The sequence below is a fragment of the Mycolicibacter senuensis genome (genome assembly GCF_002101885.1).
Taxonomy (GTDB): Bacteria; Actinomycetota; Actinomycetes; order Mycobacteriales; family Mycobacteriaceae; genus Mycobacterium; species Mycobacterium senuense.
The window spans coordinates 110,684-128,285 of record NZ_LQPS01000054.1; the positions used below are offsets into that span (position 1 = coordinate 110,684).

The 17,602-nt window shown below is 69.4% G+C and carries 14 protein-coding genes; 9 read left to right on the top strand and 5 right to left on the bottom strand.

The features are described from left to right. Window positions 1-20: 20 nt before the first annotated feature. From AWC24_RS20635 to AWC24_RS20655, 5 genes are all read left to right on the top strand, one after another. The gene (locus AWC24_RS20635; protein WP_165757773.1) at window positions 21-1,925 is read left to right on the top strand and encodes an ABC transporter family substrate-binding protein; all 1,905 of its coding nucleotides are present in this window, start codon (window positions 21-23) and stop codon (window positions 1,923-1,925) included. Window positions 1,926-2,281: 356 nt separating this feature from the next. Continuing rightward, window positions 2,282-3,085: a hypothetical protein gene (locus tag AWC24_RS20640; protein WP_085088848.1), complete on the top strand. Its 804-nt coding sequence runs from the start codon at window positions 2,282-2,284 to the stop codon at window positions 3,083-3,085. 39 nt (window positions 3,086-3,124) lie between these two features. Beyond that, window positions 3,125-4,051: an N-acetyl-1-D-myo-inositol-2-amino-2-deoxy-alpha-D-glucopyranoside deacetylase gene (mshB, locus tag AWC24_RS20645; protein ID WP_085088850.1), complete on the top strand. Its 927-nt coding sequence runs from the start codon at window positions 3,125-3,127 to the stop codon at window positions 4,049-4,051. A 174-nt stretch (window positions 4,052-4,225) separates the two neighbouring features. Then, the gene (locus AWC24_RS20650) at window positions 4,226-4,636 is read left to right on the top strand and encodes a hypothetical protein (protein ID WP_085089139.1); all 411 of its coding nucleotides are present in this window, start codon (window positions 4,226-4,228) and stop codon (window positions 4,634-4,636) included. Window positions 4,637-4,714: 78 nt separating this feature from the next. Beyond that, window positions 4,715-7,318: a bifunctional FO biosynthesis protein CofGH gene (locus AWC24_RS20655; RefSeq protein WP_085088852.1), complete on the top strand. Its 2,604-nt coding sequence runs from the start codon at window positions 4,715-4,717 to the stop codon at window positions 7,316-7,318. Window positions 7,319-7,352: 34 nt separating this feature from the next. On the opposite strand, the gene AWC24_RS20660 is transcribed toward AWC24_RS20655, so the two are convergent. Both AWC24_RS20660 and AWC24_RS20665 read right to left on the bottom strand, forming a co-directional pair. After that, window positions 7,353-9,395 (bottom strand): NADPH-dependent 2,4-dienoyl-CoA reductase, encoded by a 2,043-nt coding sequence (locus tag AWC24_RS20660; RefSeq protein WP_085088854.1) that lies wholly within the window; start codon window positions 9,393-9,395, stop codon window positions 7,353-7,355. Between the two features lie 10 nt (window positions 9,396-9,405). Then, on the bottom strand, window positions 9,406-9,954 hold the full coding sequence (locus AWC24_RS20665; protein WP_085089141.1) for a PadR family transcriptional regulator: 549 nt from the start codon (window positions 9,952-9,954) through the stop codon (window positions 9,406-9,408). Window positions 9,955-10,121: 167 nt separating this feature from the next. Between AWC24_RS20665 and dapC the strand changes: the two genes are divergently transcribed. The 4 genes from dapC (at window position 10,122) to AWC24_RS20685 (ending at window position 14,590) form a co-directional block, all read left to right on the top strand. Further along, window positions 10,122-11,228: a succinyldiaminopimelate transaminase gene (dapC, locus tag AWC24_RS20670; protein WP_085088856.1), complete on the top strand. Its 1,107-nt coding sequence runs from the start codon at window positions 10,122-10,124 to the stop codon at window positions 11,226-11,228. Window positions 11,229-11,657: 429 nt separating this feature from the next. Beyond that, the gene (locus AWC24_RS20675) at window positions 11,658-12,740 is read left to right on the top strand and encodes a PPE family protein (RefSeq protein WP_234807453.1); all 1,083 of its coding nucleotides are present in this window, start codon (window positions 11,658-11,660) and stop codon (window positions 12,738-12,740) included. Window positions 12,741-13,093: 353 nt separating this feature from the next. Continuing rightward, window positions 13,094-13,393: a PE family protein gene (locus AWC24_RS20680; RefSeq protein WP_013828108.1), complete on the top strand. Its 300-nt coding sequence runs from the start codon at window positions 13,094-13,096 to the stop codon at window positions 13,391-13,393. Window positions 13,394-13,402: 9 nt separating this feature from the next. After that, window positions 13,403-14,590: a PPE family protein gene (locus tag AWC24_RS20685; protein WP_085088860.1), complete on the top strand. Its 1,188-nt coding sequence runs from the start codon at window positions 13,403-13,405 to the stop codon at window positions 14,588-14,590. 3 nt (window positions 14,591-14,593) lie between these two features. Here AWC24_RS20685 and AWC24_RS20690 read toward each other — a convergent pair whose 3' ends face one another. Genes AWC24_RS20690 through AWC24_RS20700 form a run of 3 tightly spaced genes read right to left on the bottom strand, consistent with a single transcriptional unit; the run spans window position 14,594 to window position 17,527 of the window. Then, complete coding sequence (locus AWC24_RS20690; RefSeq protein WP_163705382.1) at window positions 14,594-15,583, bottom strand: alpha/beta hydrolase; 990 nt, start codon at window positions 15,581-15,583, stop codon at window positions 14,594-14,596. After that, complete coding sequence (locus AWC24_RS20695) at window positions 15,580-16,686, bottom strand: MBL fold metallo-hydrolase (RefSeq protein WP_085088865.1); 1,107 nt, start codon at window positions 16,684-16,686, stop codon at window positions 15,580-15,582. Before AWC24_RS20695 ends, AWC24_RS20690 begins: the two co-directional genes overlap by 4 nt. Then, window positions 16,673-17,527: an SDR family oxidoreductase gene (locus AWC24_RS20700; protein WP_234807454.1), complete on the bottom strand. Its 855-nt coding sequence runs from the start codon at window positions 17,525-17,527 to the stop codon at window positions 16,673-16,675. Before AWC24_RS20700 ends, AWC24_RS20695 begins: the two co-directional genes overlap by 14 nt. Window positions 17,528-17,602: the final 75 nt, after the last annotated feature.

A 17,602-nucleotide genomic window follows, 5' to 3' on the forward strand; every position in this document is an offset into this window, starting at 1 on the left:
TGGGCCGCCCGGATACCCTGGTGGCCGTGCCGAAGCCCCTCCGTCGTCCCCGTGTGATGGCGGGAGCACTGGCTTCGGCGATGTTGCTGGTGTTGACGCAGATCACGGCGGCGTGCACCGTCAACCCGCCGCCGGCGCCGCAGAGCACCGAGACGCCGAAAAGCACCGCGCCGCCGCCGAAACGGGTCAGCCAGATCATCATGGGCATCGACTCCATCGGCGCCGGCTTCAACCCGCATCTGCGCTCCGACCTGTCAGCGGTCACCGCGGCCATCAGCGCACTGGTGTTGCCCAGCGCCTTCCGGCCGATCCCGGATGCCGGCACGCCGACCGGTTCACGCTGGGAGATGGACCCGACGCTGCTGGTGTCGGCCGCGGTGACCGCCGAGGCGCCGTTCACGGTGACCTACCGGATCCGGCCCGAGGCGTCCTGGACCGACAACGCACCGATCGCCGCCGACGACTTCTGGTACCTGTGGCAGCAGATGGTCAGCCAGCCGGGCGTCGTCGACCCGGCCGGTTATGACCTGATCACCGGGGTGCACTCCGTCGAGGGCGGCAAGCAGGTGGTGGTCACCTTCGCCAAGCCGTACCCGGCCTGGCGGGAGCTGTTCAGCAACATCCTGCCCGCGCACATCGTCAAGGACGTGCCCGGCGGCTTCCCGGCCGGGCTGGCCCGGGCGCTGCCGGTCACCGGCGGCCAGTTCCGGGTGGAGAACATCGATCCGCAGCGCGACGCGATCCTGCTCGCCCGAAACGACCGCTACTGGGGCCCGCCGGCCAAGCCGGACCTGGTGCTGTTCCGCCGGGCCGGGTCGCCGGCCGCGCTGGCCGACTCCATCCGGAACGGCGACACCCAGGTGGCCCAGGTGCACGGCGGCTCGGCGGCCTTCGCCCAACTGTCGGTGATCCCGGGCGTGCAGACCTCCCGGGTGGTCACGCCGCGGGTGATGCAGCTGGCGTTGCGGGCCGCTGAGCCCAAGCTGTCCGACGTGCGGGTCCGCCGGGCGATCCTGGGATTGCTCGACGTCGGGCTGCTGGCCACGGTGGGCGCCGGCAGCGACAACACCGTCACCCTGGCCCAGGCCCAGGTCCGTGCTCCCAGCGACCCCGGCTACGTGCCGACCGCCCCGCCGGCCATGTCCGATTCAGCGGCGCTCGCGCTGCTGCAGGCGGCCGGCTACCGCGTCGAGAAGGATGCGCCACCGTCCGCGCTGGTGCCCCCGGCGGGCACCGACCCCGCCCCGCCGCATCCGCCCGAGATCACCCGCGGGCGGATCAGCAAGGGCGGCGAACAACTGTCGCTGGTCATCGGGGTGGCGGCCAACGATCCGACTTCGGTGGCGGTCGCCAACACCGCCGCTGACCAACTGCGCAACGTCGGCATCGCCGCGACCGTGTTGCCGCTGGACCCGGTGAAGCTCTACCGGGAGGCGCTGGTGACCCATCAGGTCGATGCCATCGTCGGCTGGCAGCAGGCCGGCGGCGATCTGGCGACGCTGCTGGCGTCGCGATACGGCTGCATCGCGCTGGAGTCCACCACCGTGCCGACGTCCACCGGCGCGGCGCCCGCCCCGGTTCCGGCGCCATCGTCACCGCCGGTCGCAGGATCGCCGACGCCGACGTCGAAGGCGCCGCCGCGCCCGGCCGGCGCCGGGGCGTTGGTGCAGGCGCCGTCGAACATCACCGGTGTCTGCGACCACGGCATCCAGACCGAGATCGACGCGGCGCTCGACGGCAGCAAGACCATCAGTGAGGTGATCTCGGCCGTCGAGCCCCGACTGTGGAGCATGGCGACGGTGCTGCCGATCTTGCAGGACACCACGATCGTGGCCGTGGGCCCGAGCGTGGCGAACGTCAGCCTGTCGGGAGCGGTGCCGGTCGGGATCGTCGGTGACGCCGGAATCTGGGTGAAGCGGCCCTGACGCGTCGGCGGCAGCGGGTCCGGCGGTTCGGAGCCGGAATTAGTCGAAGCAAATACTTCTGATTCGCTGAGAGTGAGGTCCGCGGGGGGTGCGAACCGGCGTTCCGGAGTTAGGGTCTCTGCACGGGAAGTCGGTCAGCGGGATGGGAAGGGGCCGCGCCGGCCGCCGAAGTCGGACGAACTGAGGGCTTGCGCACAGACAATCCTTGGTTATTATTAAGCAGCTTGCTTGCCGACACGTGGAGGGGATGGTCAATGGAACACCTCGCACACCGGTGCGCCACCGTAGCGGCTGCAGCCCTCACTGTAGGCGGACTCGTCGCGGCACTGACGTCGACGACACCGTCTCTTCCCGACGTGCAAGTCCATGACATCGACATGGCCGCGGCGAACGTCGACACGAACGCGATCATCGAAACCATCGAGAACCACGTCCGCCCGGACATGGTCGGCAGTGGCGGCACCGACCAGATACAGCAGATCGACCTCGGAGATCTGCTCACCGGCAATGGCGATGGCGACCTCGGGGACGGCGCGACGTTCAACGCCGGCGACCTGGACCAAAGCGCCCTGGACGCCTTGCTCAGCGAAGGCGGGGGATTCGACGCGCAGAGCGTGCTGGGCACCGTGGCGTTCGCTCCCGATCTCGGTGTTCTCGGAGTCCCCTCGGCCGGCGCGTTCGCCGGAACCGAGTCGGCCGCCGGCAGCGCGGCTGCCGGCGCTTTCGCCGGCATCGCCCTGGCCCTGAACGGCCTTCCGGCCGCCTACCAGTCGCTGCTCAGCGGCATTGCGAGCGCCGAATTGGCGTTCAACAGCGCCCTGGTGGAGGCACAGCTGGGTGTCCTCGGGCAGTTGGACGACGGCGACGCGGCCAGCGAGATCGCCCACTTCATCTTCCTGGCCAACAACTCGATCGTGGCCCAGAGCCAGTACGCGCTGAACAGTATGCTCGGCATCGATCTGAGCGGAGCCGCCCTGCACGACAGCCTGTTCGGTGATTTCGACGCGAGCAGTGCCGCGTTCGGAGCCGACTGGGATGCCCTGCTGGCCTCCTTCACCCCGGAAGTGGTGTCGGCGGTGCTGCACGACAACCTCGCGTTGCTGCTGGCCGACCTCGACATTCCCAGTTACCTGGCGAGCTTCCTCCTCAGCCTCTTCTGATAACCAGGCGTTCTCCGGACCATCGGTAGAGTTCCGGCCGTGTCGGATCAGACCCCGCGGTTGTTGTTCGTGCATGCCCACCCCGACGACGAGACGCTCACGACCGGCGCGACCATCGCGCACTACGCCGCGCTCGGCGCCGACGTGCATGTTGTGACCTGCACGCTCGGTGAAGAAGGCGAGGTCATCGGCGACCGCTGGGCCCACCTGGCGGTAGATCAGGCCGACCAGCTGGGCGGCTACCGGATCGCCGAGCTGGCCGCCGCGCTGCGGGAACTGGGCATCGGCGAACCGCAGTTTCTCGGCGGCGCCGGGCGCTGGCGGGACTCGGGGATGGCCGGCACCCCGCCCCGGCGACAGCAGCGATTCATCGACGCCGATGACACCGAGACCGTGGCAGCACTGGTGGCCGTCATCCGGCGGGTGCGACCACACGTCGTGGTGGGCTACGACCCGACCGGTGGCTACGGCCATCCCGACCATGTGCACGTCCACCATGTCACCACCGCGGCGGTGGCCGCCGCGGCGGCCGACGACGCCGGCCCGGACCAGGCCTGGTCCACGCCGAAGTTCTACTGGACGGTGACCGCCGCCAGCGTCTGGAGCGACGCCCGGGAGGCACTGCGGGACCCCGACCGGCTGCCGCACTGGTCGCTGCCGGGCGACGGCGACCGGCAAAACACGGTCGGAGGGTTCTCCGACGACCGCATCGATGCGGTCATCGAGGCCCCCGGATCGCGCGCGGCCAAGGTGGCGGCCATGGCCGCACACGCCACCCAGGTGACCGTCGGCCCCACCGGCCGGGCGTTCGCGTTGTCCAACAACGTGGCTCAGCCCATCGTGGACAGTGAGCACTACGTGCTGGCCGTCGGCAGCGCCGGCCCGCGCGACGACCGCGGCTGGGAGACTGATCTGCTGGCCGGACTTGGGCTCGGTGCGGCCGGGGACGCGGTAAGCTCCTGCTGAGCAAGTACCCGACACGTTAGGGCTAGGTGGTTTAGGCATGGATCCCGATCTGGACCCGAACTTGGAGCACTGGCAGTGGTGGCTGGACAGCTACCAGTGGATGGTCGGTTCGATGGTCAGCCAGCTGGACAGCATCCCGACTTGAGCTCGGTCGCGCCGCTCACCGAGCCCGCGATGACCACCGATCCGCCGGGCCGGGCCGTGAACTACCCGGTACTGGCCCTGCTGGCCGTCGACGGCGTGCTCTGCGCCGTTTCCACCGCCCTGCTGCTGCCCGCGCACCTCGGCGCGGTCCCGTTTCCGCTCAGCGCTCTGGTGGGCGGTTTCGTCAATGCGGGTCTGCTGTGGGTCGCCCTGCGTTGCACGGCGTCATTGCGGCTGGCCGCCCTGCCGCTGTGGACCTGGTTGCTGACGATCGCGCTGATGACCCTCGGCGGGCCGGGCGATGACCTGATCTTCGCCGACCGCGGCGTGATGGCCTACGGCGTGCTGTTGATGATCGTGCTGGGCAGCGCCCCGCCGGGGTGGCTGTTGTGGCGGCGCCGCCTGGCGCTGTCGGCCGGCCGGCCGGCCGGCGAGCCCTGAGGACCGGGCGGGCGCGCCCTGCGCTCCGGGCTACCTCGAAGGGCAGTTCGGGGCGGCGACTACTGTGGCGCATATGGCATGCGCGAGATTCCGGGTGCGGGTGACGCGCGGATGACGAACCCGTCGGCGCTGCGGCGAGTCCTGCGGCGGGCCCGCGACGGCGTGCTCCTCAACAGCGAGGAAACTGCCATCGCGATGAGTGCTCGCGGTCCCGACCTGGCCGACCTGTGCGCCAGCGCGGCCCGGGTCCGAGACGCCGGCCTGGCATCCGGTGGCCGGCGCGGGCCGGGCGGCAGGCTGCCGGTCAGCTACTCGCGCAAGGTGTTCATCCCGGTCACCCACCTGTGCCGTGACACCTGCCACTACTGCACCTTCGTCACCGTGCCCGGCGTGCTGCGAGCCCGGGGCAAGCAGATGTACCTGGGGCCCGACGAGATCCTCGAGATCGCCCGTCGCGGTGCCGAGTTGGGTTGCAAAGAGGCACTGTTCACCCTCGGGGACCGGCCCGAGGAGCGCTGGCCCGAAGCGCGGCAATGGCTCGACGAGCGCGGCTATGACAGCACGCTGGCCTATGTGCGAGCGATGGCCATCCGGGTGCTGGAGGAGACCGGCCTGCTGCCGCACCTGAACCCCGGGGTGATGAGCTGGTCGGAGATGTCGCGGCTCAAGCCGGTGGCGCCGTCGATGGGCATGATGCTGGAGTCCACCTCGCGGCGGCTGTTCGAGACCAAGGGGCTGGCGCACTACGGCAGCCCTGACAAGGATCCGGCGGTACGGCTGCGCACGCTGGCCGATGCGGGCCGACTCTCGATCCCGTTCACCACCGGCCTGCTGGTCGGCATCGGCGAGACGCTGGCCGAGCGTGCCGACACCGTGCACGCGATCCGCAAGGTGCACAAGGAATTCGGGCACATCCAGGAAGTGATCGTGCAGAACTTCCGGGCCAAAGAACACACCGCGATGGCGTCGACGCCGGACGCGGGCGTCGAGGAGTTCCTGGCCGCCGTGGCGGCGACCAGACTGGTGCTGGGCCCCAAGATGCGGGTGCAGGCACCGCCCAACCTGGTCTCGCCCGAGGAGTGTCTGGCGCTGATCGGCGCCGGGGTCGACGACTGGGGCGGGGTGTCGCCGCTGACGCCCGATCATGTCAATCCGGAGCGGCCCTGGCCCGCGCTGGACGATCTGGCCGCGGTCACCGAGCAGGCCGGCTACGACCTGGTGCAGCGGCTCACCGCACAGCCCGACTACGTGCAGGCCGGCGCGGCGTGGATCGACCCGCGGGTACGCCCGCACGTCGCGGCGCTGGCCGACCCGGACACCGGCTGGGCGCGCGAGGTCAACCCGGTCGGGTTGCCGTGGCAGGAGCCCGACGAGGTGGTCTCCGCCGGCCGGGTGGATCTGCACGCCGCCATCGACGTCGACGGCCGGGCCACCGAGACCCGCAGTGACCTGGGTAGCGCCTTCGGGGACTGGGAGTCGATCCGCGAACAGATTCACCAATTGGCCGCCCGCGCACCCGAACGCGTCGACACCGACGTGCTGGCCGCGTTGCGCTCTGCGGAACGCGACCCGGCCGGCTGCACCGACGCCGAGTATCTGGCGCTGGCCACCGCGGACGGCCCGGCATTGGACGCCGTTGCCGCCCTGGCCGATTCATTGCGCCGCGATGTCGTCGGCGACGACGTGACCTACGTGGTCAACCGCAATATCAATTTCACCAACATCTGCTACGTGGGCTGCCGGTTCTGCGCGTTCGCCCAGCGCAAAGGGGATGCCGACGCGTTCTCGCTGTCGAATGCCGAGGTCGGCCAGCGCGCCTATGAGGCGCATCTGGCCGGCGCCACCGAGGTCTGCATGCAGGGCGGGATCGACCCGGAATTGCCGGTCACCGGTTACGCCGACCTGGTGCGCGCGGTCAAGGCCCGGGTGCCGTCGATGCACGTGCACGCCTTCTCGCCGATGGAGATCACCAACGGGGTGTCCAAGAGCGGCTTGAGTATTCGGGAGTGGCTGATCAGCTTGCGCGAGGCCGGCCTGGGCAGCATCCCGGGCACCGCCGCGGAGATCCTCGACGACGAGATTCGCTGGGTGCTGACCAAGGGCAAGTTGCCGACCTCGATGTGGGTCGAGGTCATCACCACCGCGCACGAGGTCGGGCTGCGGTCGAGTTCGACGATGATGTACGGCCACATCGATTCGCCGCGCCATTGGATCGGGCACTTTAAGGTGCTGCGCGACATCCAGGACCGCACCGGCGGGTTCACCGAGTTCGTGCCGTTGCCGTTCGTGCACCAGAGCTCGCCGCTGTACCTGGCCGGGGGCGCGCGGCCCGGCCCGAGCCACCGCGACAACCGTGCGGTGCACGCGGTGGCCCGGATCATGTTGCACGGGCGGATCCCCAACATCCAGACCAGCTGGGTCAAGCTCGGGGTGCACCGCACCCAGGTGATGCTCAACGGTGGCGCCAACGATCTGGGCGGCACCCTGATGGAGGAGACCATCTCCCGGATGGCGGGCTCCGAGCACGGCTCGGCCAAGACCATCGCCGAATTGGTGGGGATCGCCGAGGGCATCGGCCGTCCCGCTCGCCAGCGCACCACCGACTACGCGCCCCAATTACCGCGAGCTGGGGCCACCACCCGCTTGCGGGGGAGCGCGTCCCCGGCCGACACGCCGGGCTGACAACCGGATTTGCGCACGCTCACCGGCGGGTGGACTACAGGCGCGCGGCCAGCTCGGTGCCCTGCTTGATGGCCCGCTTGGCATCCAGTTCGGCCGCCAGCGCCGCCCCGCCGATGACATGCGGACGCACCCCGCGTGGCCGCAAGCCGTCCACGAGGTCACGCACCGATTCCTGCCCGGCGCAGATCACCACGTTGTCCACGGCCAGCAGCTGCGGGCGCGACCTCTTCCGGCCGTAACTGATGTGCAACCCGTCGTCATCGATACGCTCATAGTTGACCCCGGAGAGTTGTTGGACGCCTTTGGCTTTCAACGACGCCCGGTGCACCCAACCGCTGGTCTTGCCGAGCTTGCGGCCCTGCGCGCCCTCGGTCCGTGCCAACAGGTAGACCTGCCGGGCCGGCGGCGCGGGATCCGGCGGCGCCAGCGCACCCCGTGCCTCCCAGGGGTCGGCGGCGCCCCATTCGGCCCGCCACTCTTTGAGGTTCAGTGTCGGCGAGGACTCCGGGTTCGCCACGACCAGGAACTCGCTGACGTCGAAGCCGATGCCGCCGGCGCCGATCACCGCCACCGCGGCGCCCACCGGGCGGCCGTTGATCGCATCGGCATACGACAGCACCATCGGATGCTCGATGCCGGGAATCTGCGGGATCCGCGGCTTCACACCGGTGGCCAGGATCACCTCGTCGAAGGCGGTCAATTCCTCGACCCCGGCACGACGGCCCAGTCGCACGGTCACCGCGTACTTGTCCAGCATCGTGGTGTAGTAGCGGATCGTCCCGGCGAACTCCTCTTTGCCGGGAATCCGCTTGGCCAGATCGAATTGACCGCCGATGAACTCGTTGGCCTCGAACAGCGTCACCTGGTGGCCGCATTCGGCGGCCGTCACCGCCGCCGACAGCCCGGCCGGTCCGGCGCCGACCACCGCGATGCTCCGGCGGCGCCGTGTCGGGCGCAGGACCAGCGTCGTCTCGTGGCCGGCGCGGGGGTTGACCAGACACGAGACCTTCTTGTGCACGAAGGCATGGTCGAGGCAGGCCTGGTTGCAGGCGATGCAGGTGTTGATCTGGTCGGCCCGGCCGGCGGCGGCCTTGCGAACCCAGTCGGGGTCGGCCAGCATCGGGCGGGCCATCGAGATCAGTTGGACCGAGGTCTCGGCGAGGATCTGTTCGCCGGCCTGCGGCATGTTGATCCGGTTGGACGCCACCACCGGGATCGTGACGTGATCGGCGAGGGCATGCGAGATGTCGACGAACGCACTGTTGGGGACCGACGTGACGATGGTCGGTACCCGGGCCTCGTGCCAGCCGAAGCCGGAGTTGATCAGGGTGGCCCCGGCGTCCTCGACTTCGGTTGCCAGCGCGAGGACTTCGTCCCAGCTCTGCCCTTCCTCGACGTAGTCGGCCAGCGACATCCGGTAGCAGATGATGAAGTCGGGACCTACCGCCGCGCGGGTGCGCGCCACGATCTCCACCGGGAAGCGGCGCCGGTTGGCCGGGGTTCCGCCGTAGCGGTCGGTGCGTTTGTTGGTGCGTGGCGCCAGGAACTGGTTCAGCAGATACCCTTCGCTGCCCATGATCTCCACACCGTCATAGCCGGCCTCCCGGGCCAGTTCGGCCGCCCGGGCGAAGTCGGCGATGGTCGAGTCGACGCCGCGCGAGGAGAGCGCCCGCGGCCGGAACGGGTTGATCGGTGCCTTGATCGCCGAGGCGCTGACCGAAAACGGGTGGTAGGCATAGCGTCCCGCGTGCAGCACCTGGAGCGCGATCTTGCCGCCCGCGTCGTGGACGGCGTCGGTGACGCGGCGGTGCCGGCGGGCGTCGGCGGGGCTGGTCATCGCCGAGGCGAATGGCAGCAGCCAGCCGGTCCGGTTCGGGGCGTATCCGCCGGTGATGATCAACCCGACGCCGCCGCGGGCGCGTTCGGCGAAGTACTCGGCCAGCTTGTCGATGTCGGAGGCCCGATCCTCCAGGCCGGTGTGCATCGAACCCATCACCACCCGGTTGGCCAGCGTGGTGAAGCCCAGGTCCAACGGGGACAACAGCATCGGGAAGGGGTTGGTGGATCGCGTCGTCATGGTGCCGCCTTCACCTCAGTGCCTCCTCGACCTCGTCGAGCCAGTCGATCGCGCTTTCTTCGGCCCGGATGCCGCCGCGCAACACCAGGTACTGGTGCAGTGCGGCCCCGGGCAGCGAGCCGGGATCGGGGAACTGCTTCTTCTCCAGGGCGCGGTAGACGTCGAGTCGCGCGGAACGCTCGGCGCGTAACGTGACGGCCTGCTCGCGCACCGCGGCGGCGTCCCCGTAGCCGGCGCCGCGGATCTTGACCGCCAATTCCCGCAGCCGGTTGTCGACGAGCGAGTTTCCGCGACCGGCGAGCGGTGCGGCGAGCCAACGTGCCAGCTCGTCACGGCCCGCCTCGGCGACGGTGTAGACCTTCTTGTCCGGGCGGCCCCGCTGGGCCACCTCGGTGGCGACCACCCAGCCGTCGGCCTCCATGCTGCGCAGCGTGCGGTAGATCTGCTGGTGGGTGGCGCTCCAGAAGTACCCGATCGAACGGTCGAATCGGTTGGCGAGCTCGTAGCCGGAGCCGGCCTGCTCGGATAGCGACACCAGGATCGCGTGGGGAAGGGCCACGACGGCGAGCATAGGCATCCGGCCGCCCGCTATGCAACTAGTTGCAGTGCAACTGCGTGCATAGCCGGGGTTATATCGCTCGGCGGCCCGCCGTCCCCCCGCGGCTACTATCAGAAACCGATGAATCCGCCGCCCCGTCTCCGCCCCGCCGCCGCCCCGTGAGTCCCGTGTTTGGCGGCCGATCGGCCGCCCTGCCGACTTTCCCGTGGGACACGCTGGCCGACGTGACGGCGCTGGCCAAGGCCCACCCCGACGGCATCGTCGACTTGTCGGTCGGCACCCCCGTCGACTCGGTCGCCCCGGTCATCCGCGACGCATTGGCGGCGGCCTCGTCGGCGCCGGGATATCCGACCACGGCCGGTACCCCGGCACTGCGGGCCTCAGCGGTCGCGGCGCTGGCCCGCCGCTATGGCATCACCGGCCTCGCCGAGTCGGCGGTACTGCCGGTGATCGGCACCAAGGAGCTCATCGCCTGGCTGCCGACCCTGCTCGGTCTCGGCGGCGGCGACGTGGTGGTGGTGCCCGAATTGGCGTACCCGACCTACGAGGTGGGAGCTCGGCTCGCCGGGGCGTCATGGCTGCGCAGTGACGCACCGGAGCGACTCGACGCGCCGCCGGCCCTGGTCTATCTGAACTCGCCCAGCAACCCGACCGGAGCCATCCTGACCGCCGGTGAGCTACGCGCTGTCGTCGGCTGGGCCCGCGAGAAGGGGGTGCTGCTGGTCTCAGACGAGTGCTATCTGGGGTTGGGGTGGGACGACACGGCACCGCGGTCGGTGCTGCACCCGCAGGTGTGCGACGGCGACCACACCGGTCTGCTGGCGGTGCACTCGCTGTCGAAAACATCGTCGCTGGCCGCCTACCGGGCGGGCTTCGTCGCCGGGGATGCCGCGGTGGTGGCCGAACTGCTCGCGGTGCGCAAACACGCCGGCATGATGGTCCCGACCCCGGTGCAGGCGGCGATGGTCGCCGCCCTCGACGACGACGAACACGAACACGAACAGCGCGACCGGTATGCGCGGCGGCGTAAGACACTGCTGCCGGCGCTGCGCGCGGCCGGCTTCACCGTCGATCTGTCGCAAGGCGGGCTGTATCTGTGGGCCACCCGCGGTGAGCCGTGCCGCAGCACGCTGGGGTGGCTGGCCGAGCGCGGCATCCTGGTGGCGCCCGGGGAGTTCTACGGGCCGGCCGGGGCCGAGCACGTCCGGGTGGCGCTGACCGCCCCCGACGAGCGGATCGCCGCGGCGGCCGAGCGGCTCGGTTCGGAGCGTTAGGCCGCAGCATCGATCGGCGCGTCTCCACGGTCACCCCGGGTTTAGCGGCTGCGAGATTCTATCTGCGTCCAGACGATCGGGGCCGGCATGTCGCGGTGGACGAACCTGGCCTGCGAGCTGCCGTCAAAGCTGGGCATTGCCGCAGGTGCACGCCGTAACACCGGCTCGCCGCGTGGCCGACGCAGACCGAGGTCGCGACCGGGTATCCGCCGGGGTGACGCCGGGCATACGCCGTCGCCGGCCGGCGGGATGGGTGCGGTAGTCGTACTAACCTCGCCTCAAACCGACGGCCGTGGACTGCGACGCAGGGTTCTCCCGAAGATGAGCTCCGTTGCCGTGAACGCCGACGGGGGATCGGTCTGGCGATATGCGCGAGGGGTTGTGGTGATGGACTTCGGAGCGTTGCCGCCGGAAATCAATTCCGCGCGAATGTATTCCGGAGCCGGATCGGCACCGCTGCTCGCAGCGGCGACCGCGTGGAGCGCTGTTGGGAATGAACTGTATTCGGCGGCCGAACTCTACCAATCGCTGATCTCCCAGATCGTCGAGGTCTCGTGGTGGGGGCCGTCCGCGACGATGATGCTGACGGCGGTAGGCCCCTACGTGTCGTGGATGACGGCGACCGCCACCGAAGCCGAGCAGGCCGCCGACTACGCCCGCGCCGCCGCCGGCGCGTATGAGATCGCCTACGCGGCAACGGTCCCGCCGAGCGAGGTCGCCGCCAATCGCAGCCTGCTGGCCCTACTCGTGGCGACGAATCTGCTGGGGCAGAACAGCGCTGCGATCGCGGCCACCGAAGCGCACTACGCCCAGATGTGGGCACAGGATGCCGTGGCGATGTACGGCTACGCGGCGGCCTCACGGATCGCCGCGATGGTGACACCATTCCAGACTCCACCGGAGACCACTGCCGCGGGCGGCGAGGAACGCCAACGGGACACGGTGACTCGAGCCGTGGGATCAACTGCGCAACAACAACTCGCGACTGATCTGGTCGAGGCCATCCGGCAGGGGCTGCAGAACCTTTCCGCATCGCCGTCGCAGTATGCGGTATGGGAGGACATCAAAGCCAACCTGCCGCAGCTGCTGAAAAGCTCCACCAGCACCGTGCAGATCGTCCAGCGGCTGGCCTCGACCCCGACGAACATCATGAACATCGCGAAGGGGATCCTGCCGCCCGCTTCCAGCGCCACCCCGGTGCCGCCGGTGCCCAGCGGGCCGATGCCGTCGGTGACGGCCGGCGCGGGCGGAGTGCCCGCAGCCGGTGTCGGACGCGCAGGCACCGTCGGCAGGTTGTCGGTGCCGCCGAGTTGGTCCGGCGCCGTAGCCGAGACGACTCCGCAGGCCCTGCCGCCGCCCGCTGCCGCCGTCCCACCCGACGGGAACCAGCCTCGAGGGATACTGCGGGGGATGCCGGTCAGCAGCGGGAGTGCGGCTCGCCGCAGCGACGGCTACGTCAACCGATACGGCTTCCGATACAGCGTGTTGACGCGCCATCCAGCCGGCGGCTGACCGGGCGGTCGCCACCGAGGGCGGCGACATTCCATATCCGTTGCGCCATAGTTGCATCCGATGGCAGTCGATGCGGAACATTAGCCGCGGCGGGATTCTTTTCCTCGCACCGCGACCCGAGCGGGTGGTCAACAGCCGGCGCGTTTCGGTCTTCGGACGGCGTTTGCGGTGGTCAGGGGCGTTTGAGTGACACCCGCGGGCGAGAAGTGCAGCCCCGGGCGCGCGCGAATGACGCCGAGGTGCCGTGGTTGCGTGACCGAGCGCCGGTAACGGCAGGTTCGACAATCCCCTAATCTCACGATCAACAACATTCGCGAAGTGCCGTGGCGCAGACAATGATTAGGAGGTGCCAGATGTCGTTCGTCAACACCCAGCCGGAAGCATTGGCCAGCGCTGCCAGTGAACTGCGGGGCATCGGATCGGTGGTAGCGGCGCAGAACATGGCAGCCGCCGGTCCCACCACGGTGTTGCCGCCGGCGGCGGCCGACGAGGTATCGGCGTTGACCGCGGCGCTGTTCTCCGCTCACGCACAGGCATACCAAGAAGTCAGTGCTCAGGCGGCGGCCATTCACGAGGCATTTGTGCGGACATTGGCGCTCAGCTCCGAGTCGTATGCGGCAACCGAGGCGGTCAACGCCGCTGCGGCAAGTTAGCTCGCGACAATGGATTTCGGGGCATTGCCACCGGAAGTCAACTCGGCGCGAATCTATTCCGGGGCAGGTTCGTCGCCACTGATCGCTGCCGCTTCGGCCTGGAGCAGGCTGGCCGCCGAACTGACCTCGGCAACCACCGGCTACGAGGCGATCGTGACGCGGCTGGCCGGCGAGGATTGGCTTGGGCCGTCAGCGGCTTCGATGGCGCAGGCGGTCGCGCCCTACCTGGAGTGGATGACCGCCACCGCGGCGCGGGCCGAGCAGGCCGCAACGCGGGCGCGGCAGGCCGGCGCGGCCTACGACTCCGCCGTGGCGGCCACGGTGCATCCCGCCGATGTCGACGCCAACCGCACCCAGCTGTCGTCACTGTTGTCGACAAACGTGCTGGGACAGAACACTCCGGCGATCGCGGTGACCGAGGCCGACTACGGGCAGATGTGGGCGCGTGATGCCGCCGCCATGTACCAGTACGCCGGTGAGTCGGCGTCGGCGTCGCAGGTGGCGCCGTTCAGCGGGCCGGATCCGACAACCACCGGTAATTCACCCTCCTCGCAACTGGTTTCCGCGGTCCAGTCGGCGTTGGCGAACTTGACCTCACCCGCCTCATCGGCGGCGGGTGCAGCGGGTGCATCGACGTCACCGCTGGATGACATGCTGGGCGATCTCTACGCCATAGTCGGCTTGAAGTACACCCCCGAAAGTCCGATAGCCAACCTGCTCGCCCCGTGGACGTCCTATGTCGCCCCGGCGCAAAGCAGCATCGCGATAGCGCACTTCTCCACGGGTGCGATCAACAGCGGGGTCTCGTTGTCCAAGGCCCTGGCGCCGGCTGCCGCTGCTGCGAAGGCTGCCGGTGACGGCGCCAAGGCTGCTGCGGGGGCGTTGCCCGCGGCGCTGCCTGCCGCCGGTTTGGCCGCCCCGCTCGGTGGCGGCGCACCGGTGGCCGCCGCCCTGGGCAATGCCGCGGCGGCCGGACGCCTGTCGGTGCCGGCCGGCTGGACCGCGGTCGGCCCGGCAGCGGGCGCGGTCCCGCCGATTCCGGTCAGCACGGTCTCCGCTATCAGCCCGGATGTCGAGGGCTCCGGGAATCTGCTGGGCGGGATGCCGCTGGCCGGTGCCGGGGCCGGCGGCAGGGGATCGGGTCCCAGGTACGGATTTGCGCCCAAGGTCATGGCACGCCCGTTCTCCGCCGGGTGACGGTCACGCCGGCTGATCGTCCCGGCTCTGCCGGACCGCCGCGGCGCTGGAATCGAAGGCTGCGCGAAGGAACTGGGCGGTCAGGGCCACGGTTTCGCGGCCTTCCGGGAGTAGGCCGGTGAGCACCGGAAAGGCGTGGACACCGCGTCGCCAGCGATGGGTCTGGACCGTGGTGCCGGCATCGTGGAGACGACCGGTGAAGGCGAGGATGTCGTGTTCCAGCAGTTCTCGTTCGGCGACGGTGAGGAATGCCGGCGGGAACGCGGCGACGGGTGCGTCGATGGGTGTGCGCAAACCGGGTAGTTCGATGTCGCCGCGCAGCCACTTGCTCTTGGCCCGGTGCACCGCGCTCAGGGGTTGGTAGGCATCGTGTTTGAGTAACGCGGGATCGCGTTGGTCGGCGTCCAGGCTCAGTTGGGGGGAGTAGCCGACGAATGCGGCGGGGCGCTCGCGACCGTCACGGTGGGCCAGCTCGCAGATCTTGGCAGCCAGGAAACCACCGGCGGAGTCACCGGCCAGGACGATCTTTGCCGGCGCCGTGACGCGGGTCAGCGCCTGGTACGCGGTGTAGGCATCGCGGACCGATGTGCCCACGCCGGCTTCGGGAAGCTGGCGGTACCGGACGGAATGCACCGGCACCCCGAGCGTTGCAGCCAGGCTGCTGCAGAGCCGGAGATGGGTTCCCGGGCCGCAGAACAGGAATGCGCCGCCGTGCAGAAACAGCACATGGGCGCCGGCCAGCGCATCGTCGGCGGGCCGCAACGGCGTGCACGTCCGGACCGGGACATCGCCGAGGACGCTGTGGCCGTGCAGCACCCGCCGCGATTTCGGCAGTCGCCCGAAGGTGGCTTCGATCAGCCGCAGCGCGCGAATCCCGCGGTCCCCCAACGGCCAGATCCGATAGACCTGCTTGAGGAAGATCCGCGCGAGCCAATACAGCACCACCGACACCGGGCTCGGTGCGCGATGCTCGACGATCGGGGCCCCGGTCACGAGGCCGATCGCTCCGGTGCCACGATGGTGCCGTAGTTCAGCCCGCCGTGGGAGAAGGTCGGGATCAGCGGCCACTGACGCTTCCACGCAGCACATTCCGACGACGGCAGCACCTGCAGCCAGCGCGGGTCGCGCGGCGAGGGGGAGGCCATCGTCTTCTCCTTGATCATCGAGTCGTACTGGTCGAGGCTGTCCTCGAGGGTGTTGCTGTTGAGCACGACCTCCCGGCCGTAGAACTCCGCCTGCTGCTTGACACCCGGGATCTTGGACAGTTCCGGCTGCCAATTGTCCGGCGCCATTCCGTTTTCCGACGAGATCCACACTCCGTCCGGGGTGTTGATGCACAGCGAGTGGTTCCCGTCGGTGTGTCCGGGAGTCCACAGCAGGCTCACGCCGACACCGAGCTCGACGTCTCCATCGAAGACTTCGAGCCGGTCTTCGGGAACGCCGGCCATCCCGTTCTCCACGTACCAGGCCCACTGCATCGGGTGCAGCGATTCGAACGTGCCGAGCTCCTTGCGGTGCACCAGCAGCTTCGCGTTGGGAAACAGCGGACTGCGCGGCTCGCCCTCGCCCTCGATCGGTTCGGTGCTGCCCATGATCATCCGCACGTCCTGGACGTGCAGATGATCGAAGCTGACGTAGTCGACGTCGGTGTTGGCCAGGCCCAGGCGGGGCAGTACATGGTCGGGATCGTTGTAGTACTTCACAAAGAAGCGGTCGACGTGCAGCGCGGTCCCGAACTTCTGGAACTTGTTGTAAAAGGGCGCTTCCGCGGAACCCGCGGCCACCGTCGGCTCCCACACCAGAGTCTTGAGTTTGCCGTCGAAGCCGTCGAACTGGATCACCATCATTCGGTTGATGATGGAGATGACCGGGTTGAGGTTGACCGAATAGCCTTGGAAGGCGAACCGGGCGGGGTAGGGCGCCGCGGCGATGTCGACGCTTTTGATCGCCCGGATCTGCCCCTGAGTCAGAAACCGCTCCCGGTAGCGGCGGGCGGCGTCGCGGACCGCCGCCAGGCGATCTCCGCGGGGCCAGATCTGGTGGACCCCGTTGAATTCCGGGATGGGACGTAGCAAGGCGGGCTCAAGCGTTGTCATCGGTGTTCTCCGTGTCGGTAGGGGCGAGGAACTCGGATTCGTAGCGGGTGCGGACGGACGATTCCCGTGTCGCCGCGACCTGATCGGGGACCAAGCGGCGCAGGACGGCATCCCGCGTGCGTTGCGGCAACAGATCGGCGATGCGGCTGAGCGGGCCGACGTAGCCGGGGATGGTCAGTTCGAATCGGGGCCGGACGATCACTCGCAGCACGGCGCGTGCGACATCGTCGGGCGTGAGCAGTCGGGCCGCGCCGCTGGCGGTGCCGGCCGCCAATTCGGTGTCGACGACGCCGGGCATGATCATCGACAGCTGGACACCGCTGCCGTGTAGTTCTTCGCGGACACCCGTCAGATAGCCCCGCACACCGTGCTTGGTGGCCGCGTACGTCGACTCTCCCGGTGGGGACAGCCGTGCGGCGGCCGAGGCGATCGTCACGATGTGGCCGCGGCCGCGGGACCGCATGGCCGGGGCCGCCAGGCGCACTCCGCGGATGACGCCGTGCAGGTTCACGTCGATCATGCGTCGGGTCGCCGATTCGGGCTCCTCGTCGAATGCACCCGCCCACAGCACGCCGGCGTTGTTCACCAGCACGTCGACGGGGCCCCATTGTGACTCGACCGCATCCAGGAAGCCGCGGAATGACGCGGCGTCGGTGACGTCGAGCGGGAAACCCTGCACGGCCGGCCCCAACTCGTCCGCGGTGGCCCGCAGCGCATGGCGGTCACGGTCTCCGATGGCGACCCGGGCGCCGGCAGTCGCGAGGTGCCGGGCGATCTCTCGCCCGATCCCGCGGGCGCCGCCGGTCACCGCGACGACTTGCCCCGCAAGGCGTGCGCGCAACTTGTGTCCTTCGAACGATCTGGCATCATCTGACATGAATGCATGTCAGAATTAGTTACTTTACTGTACACAGGG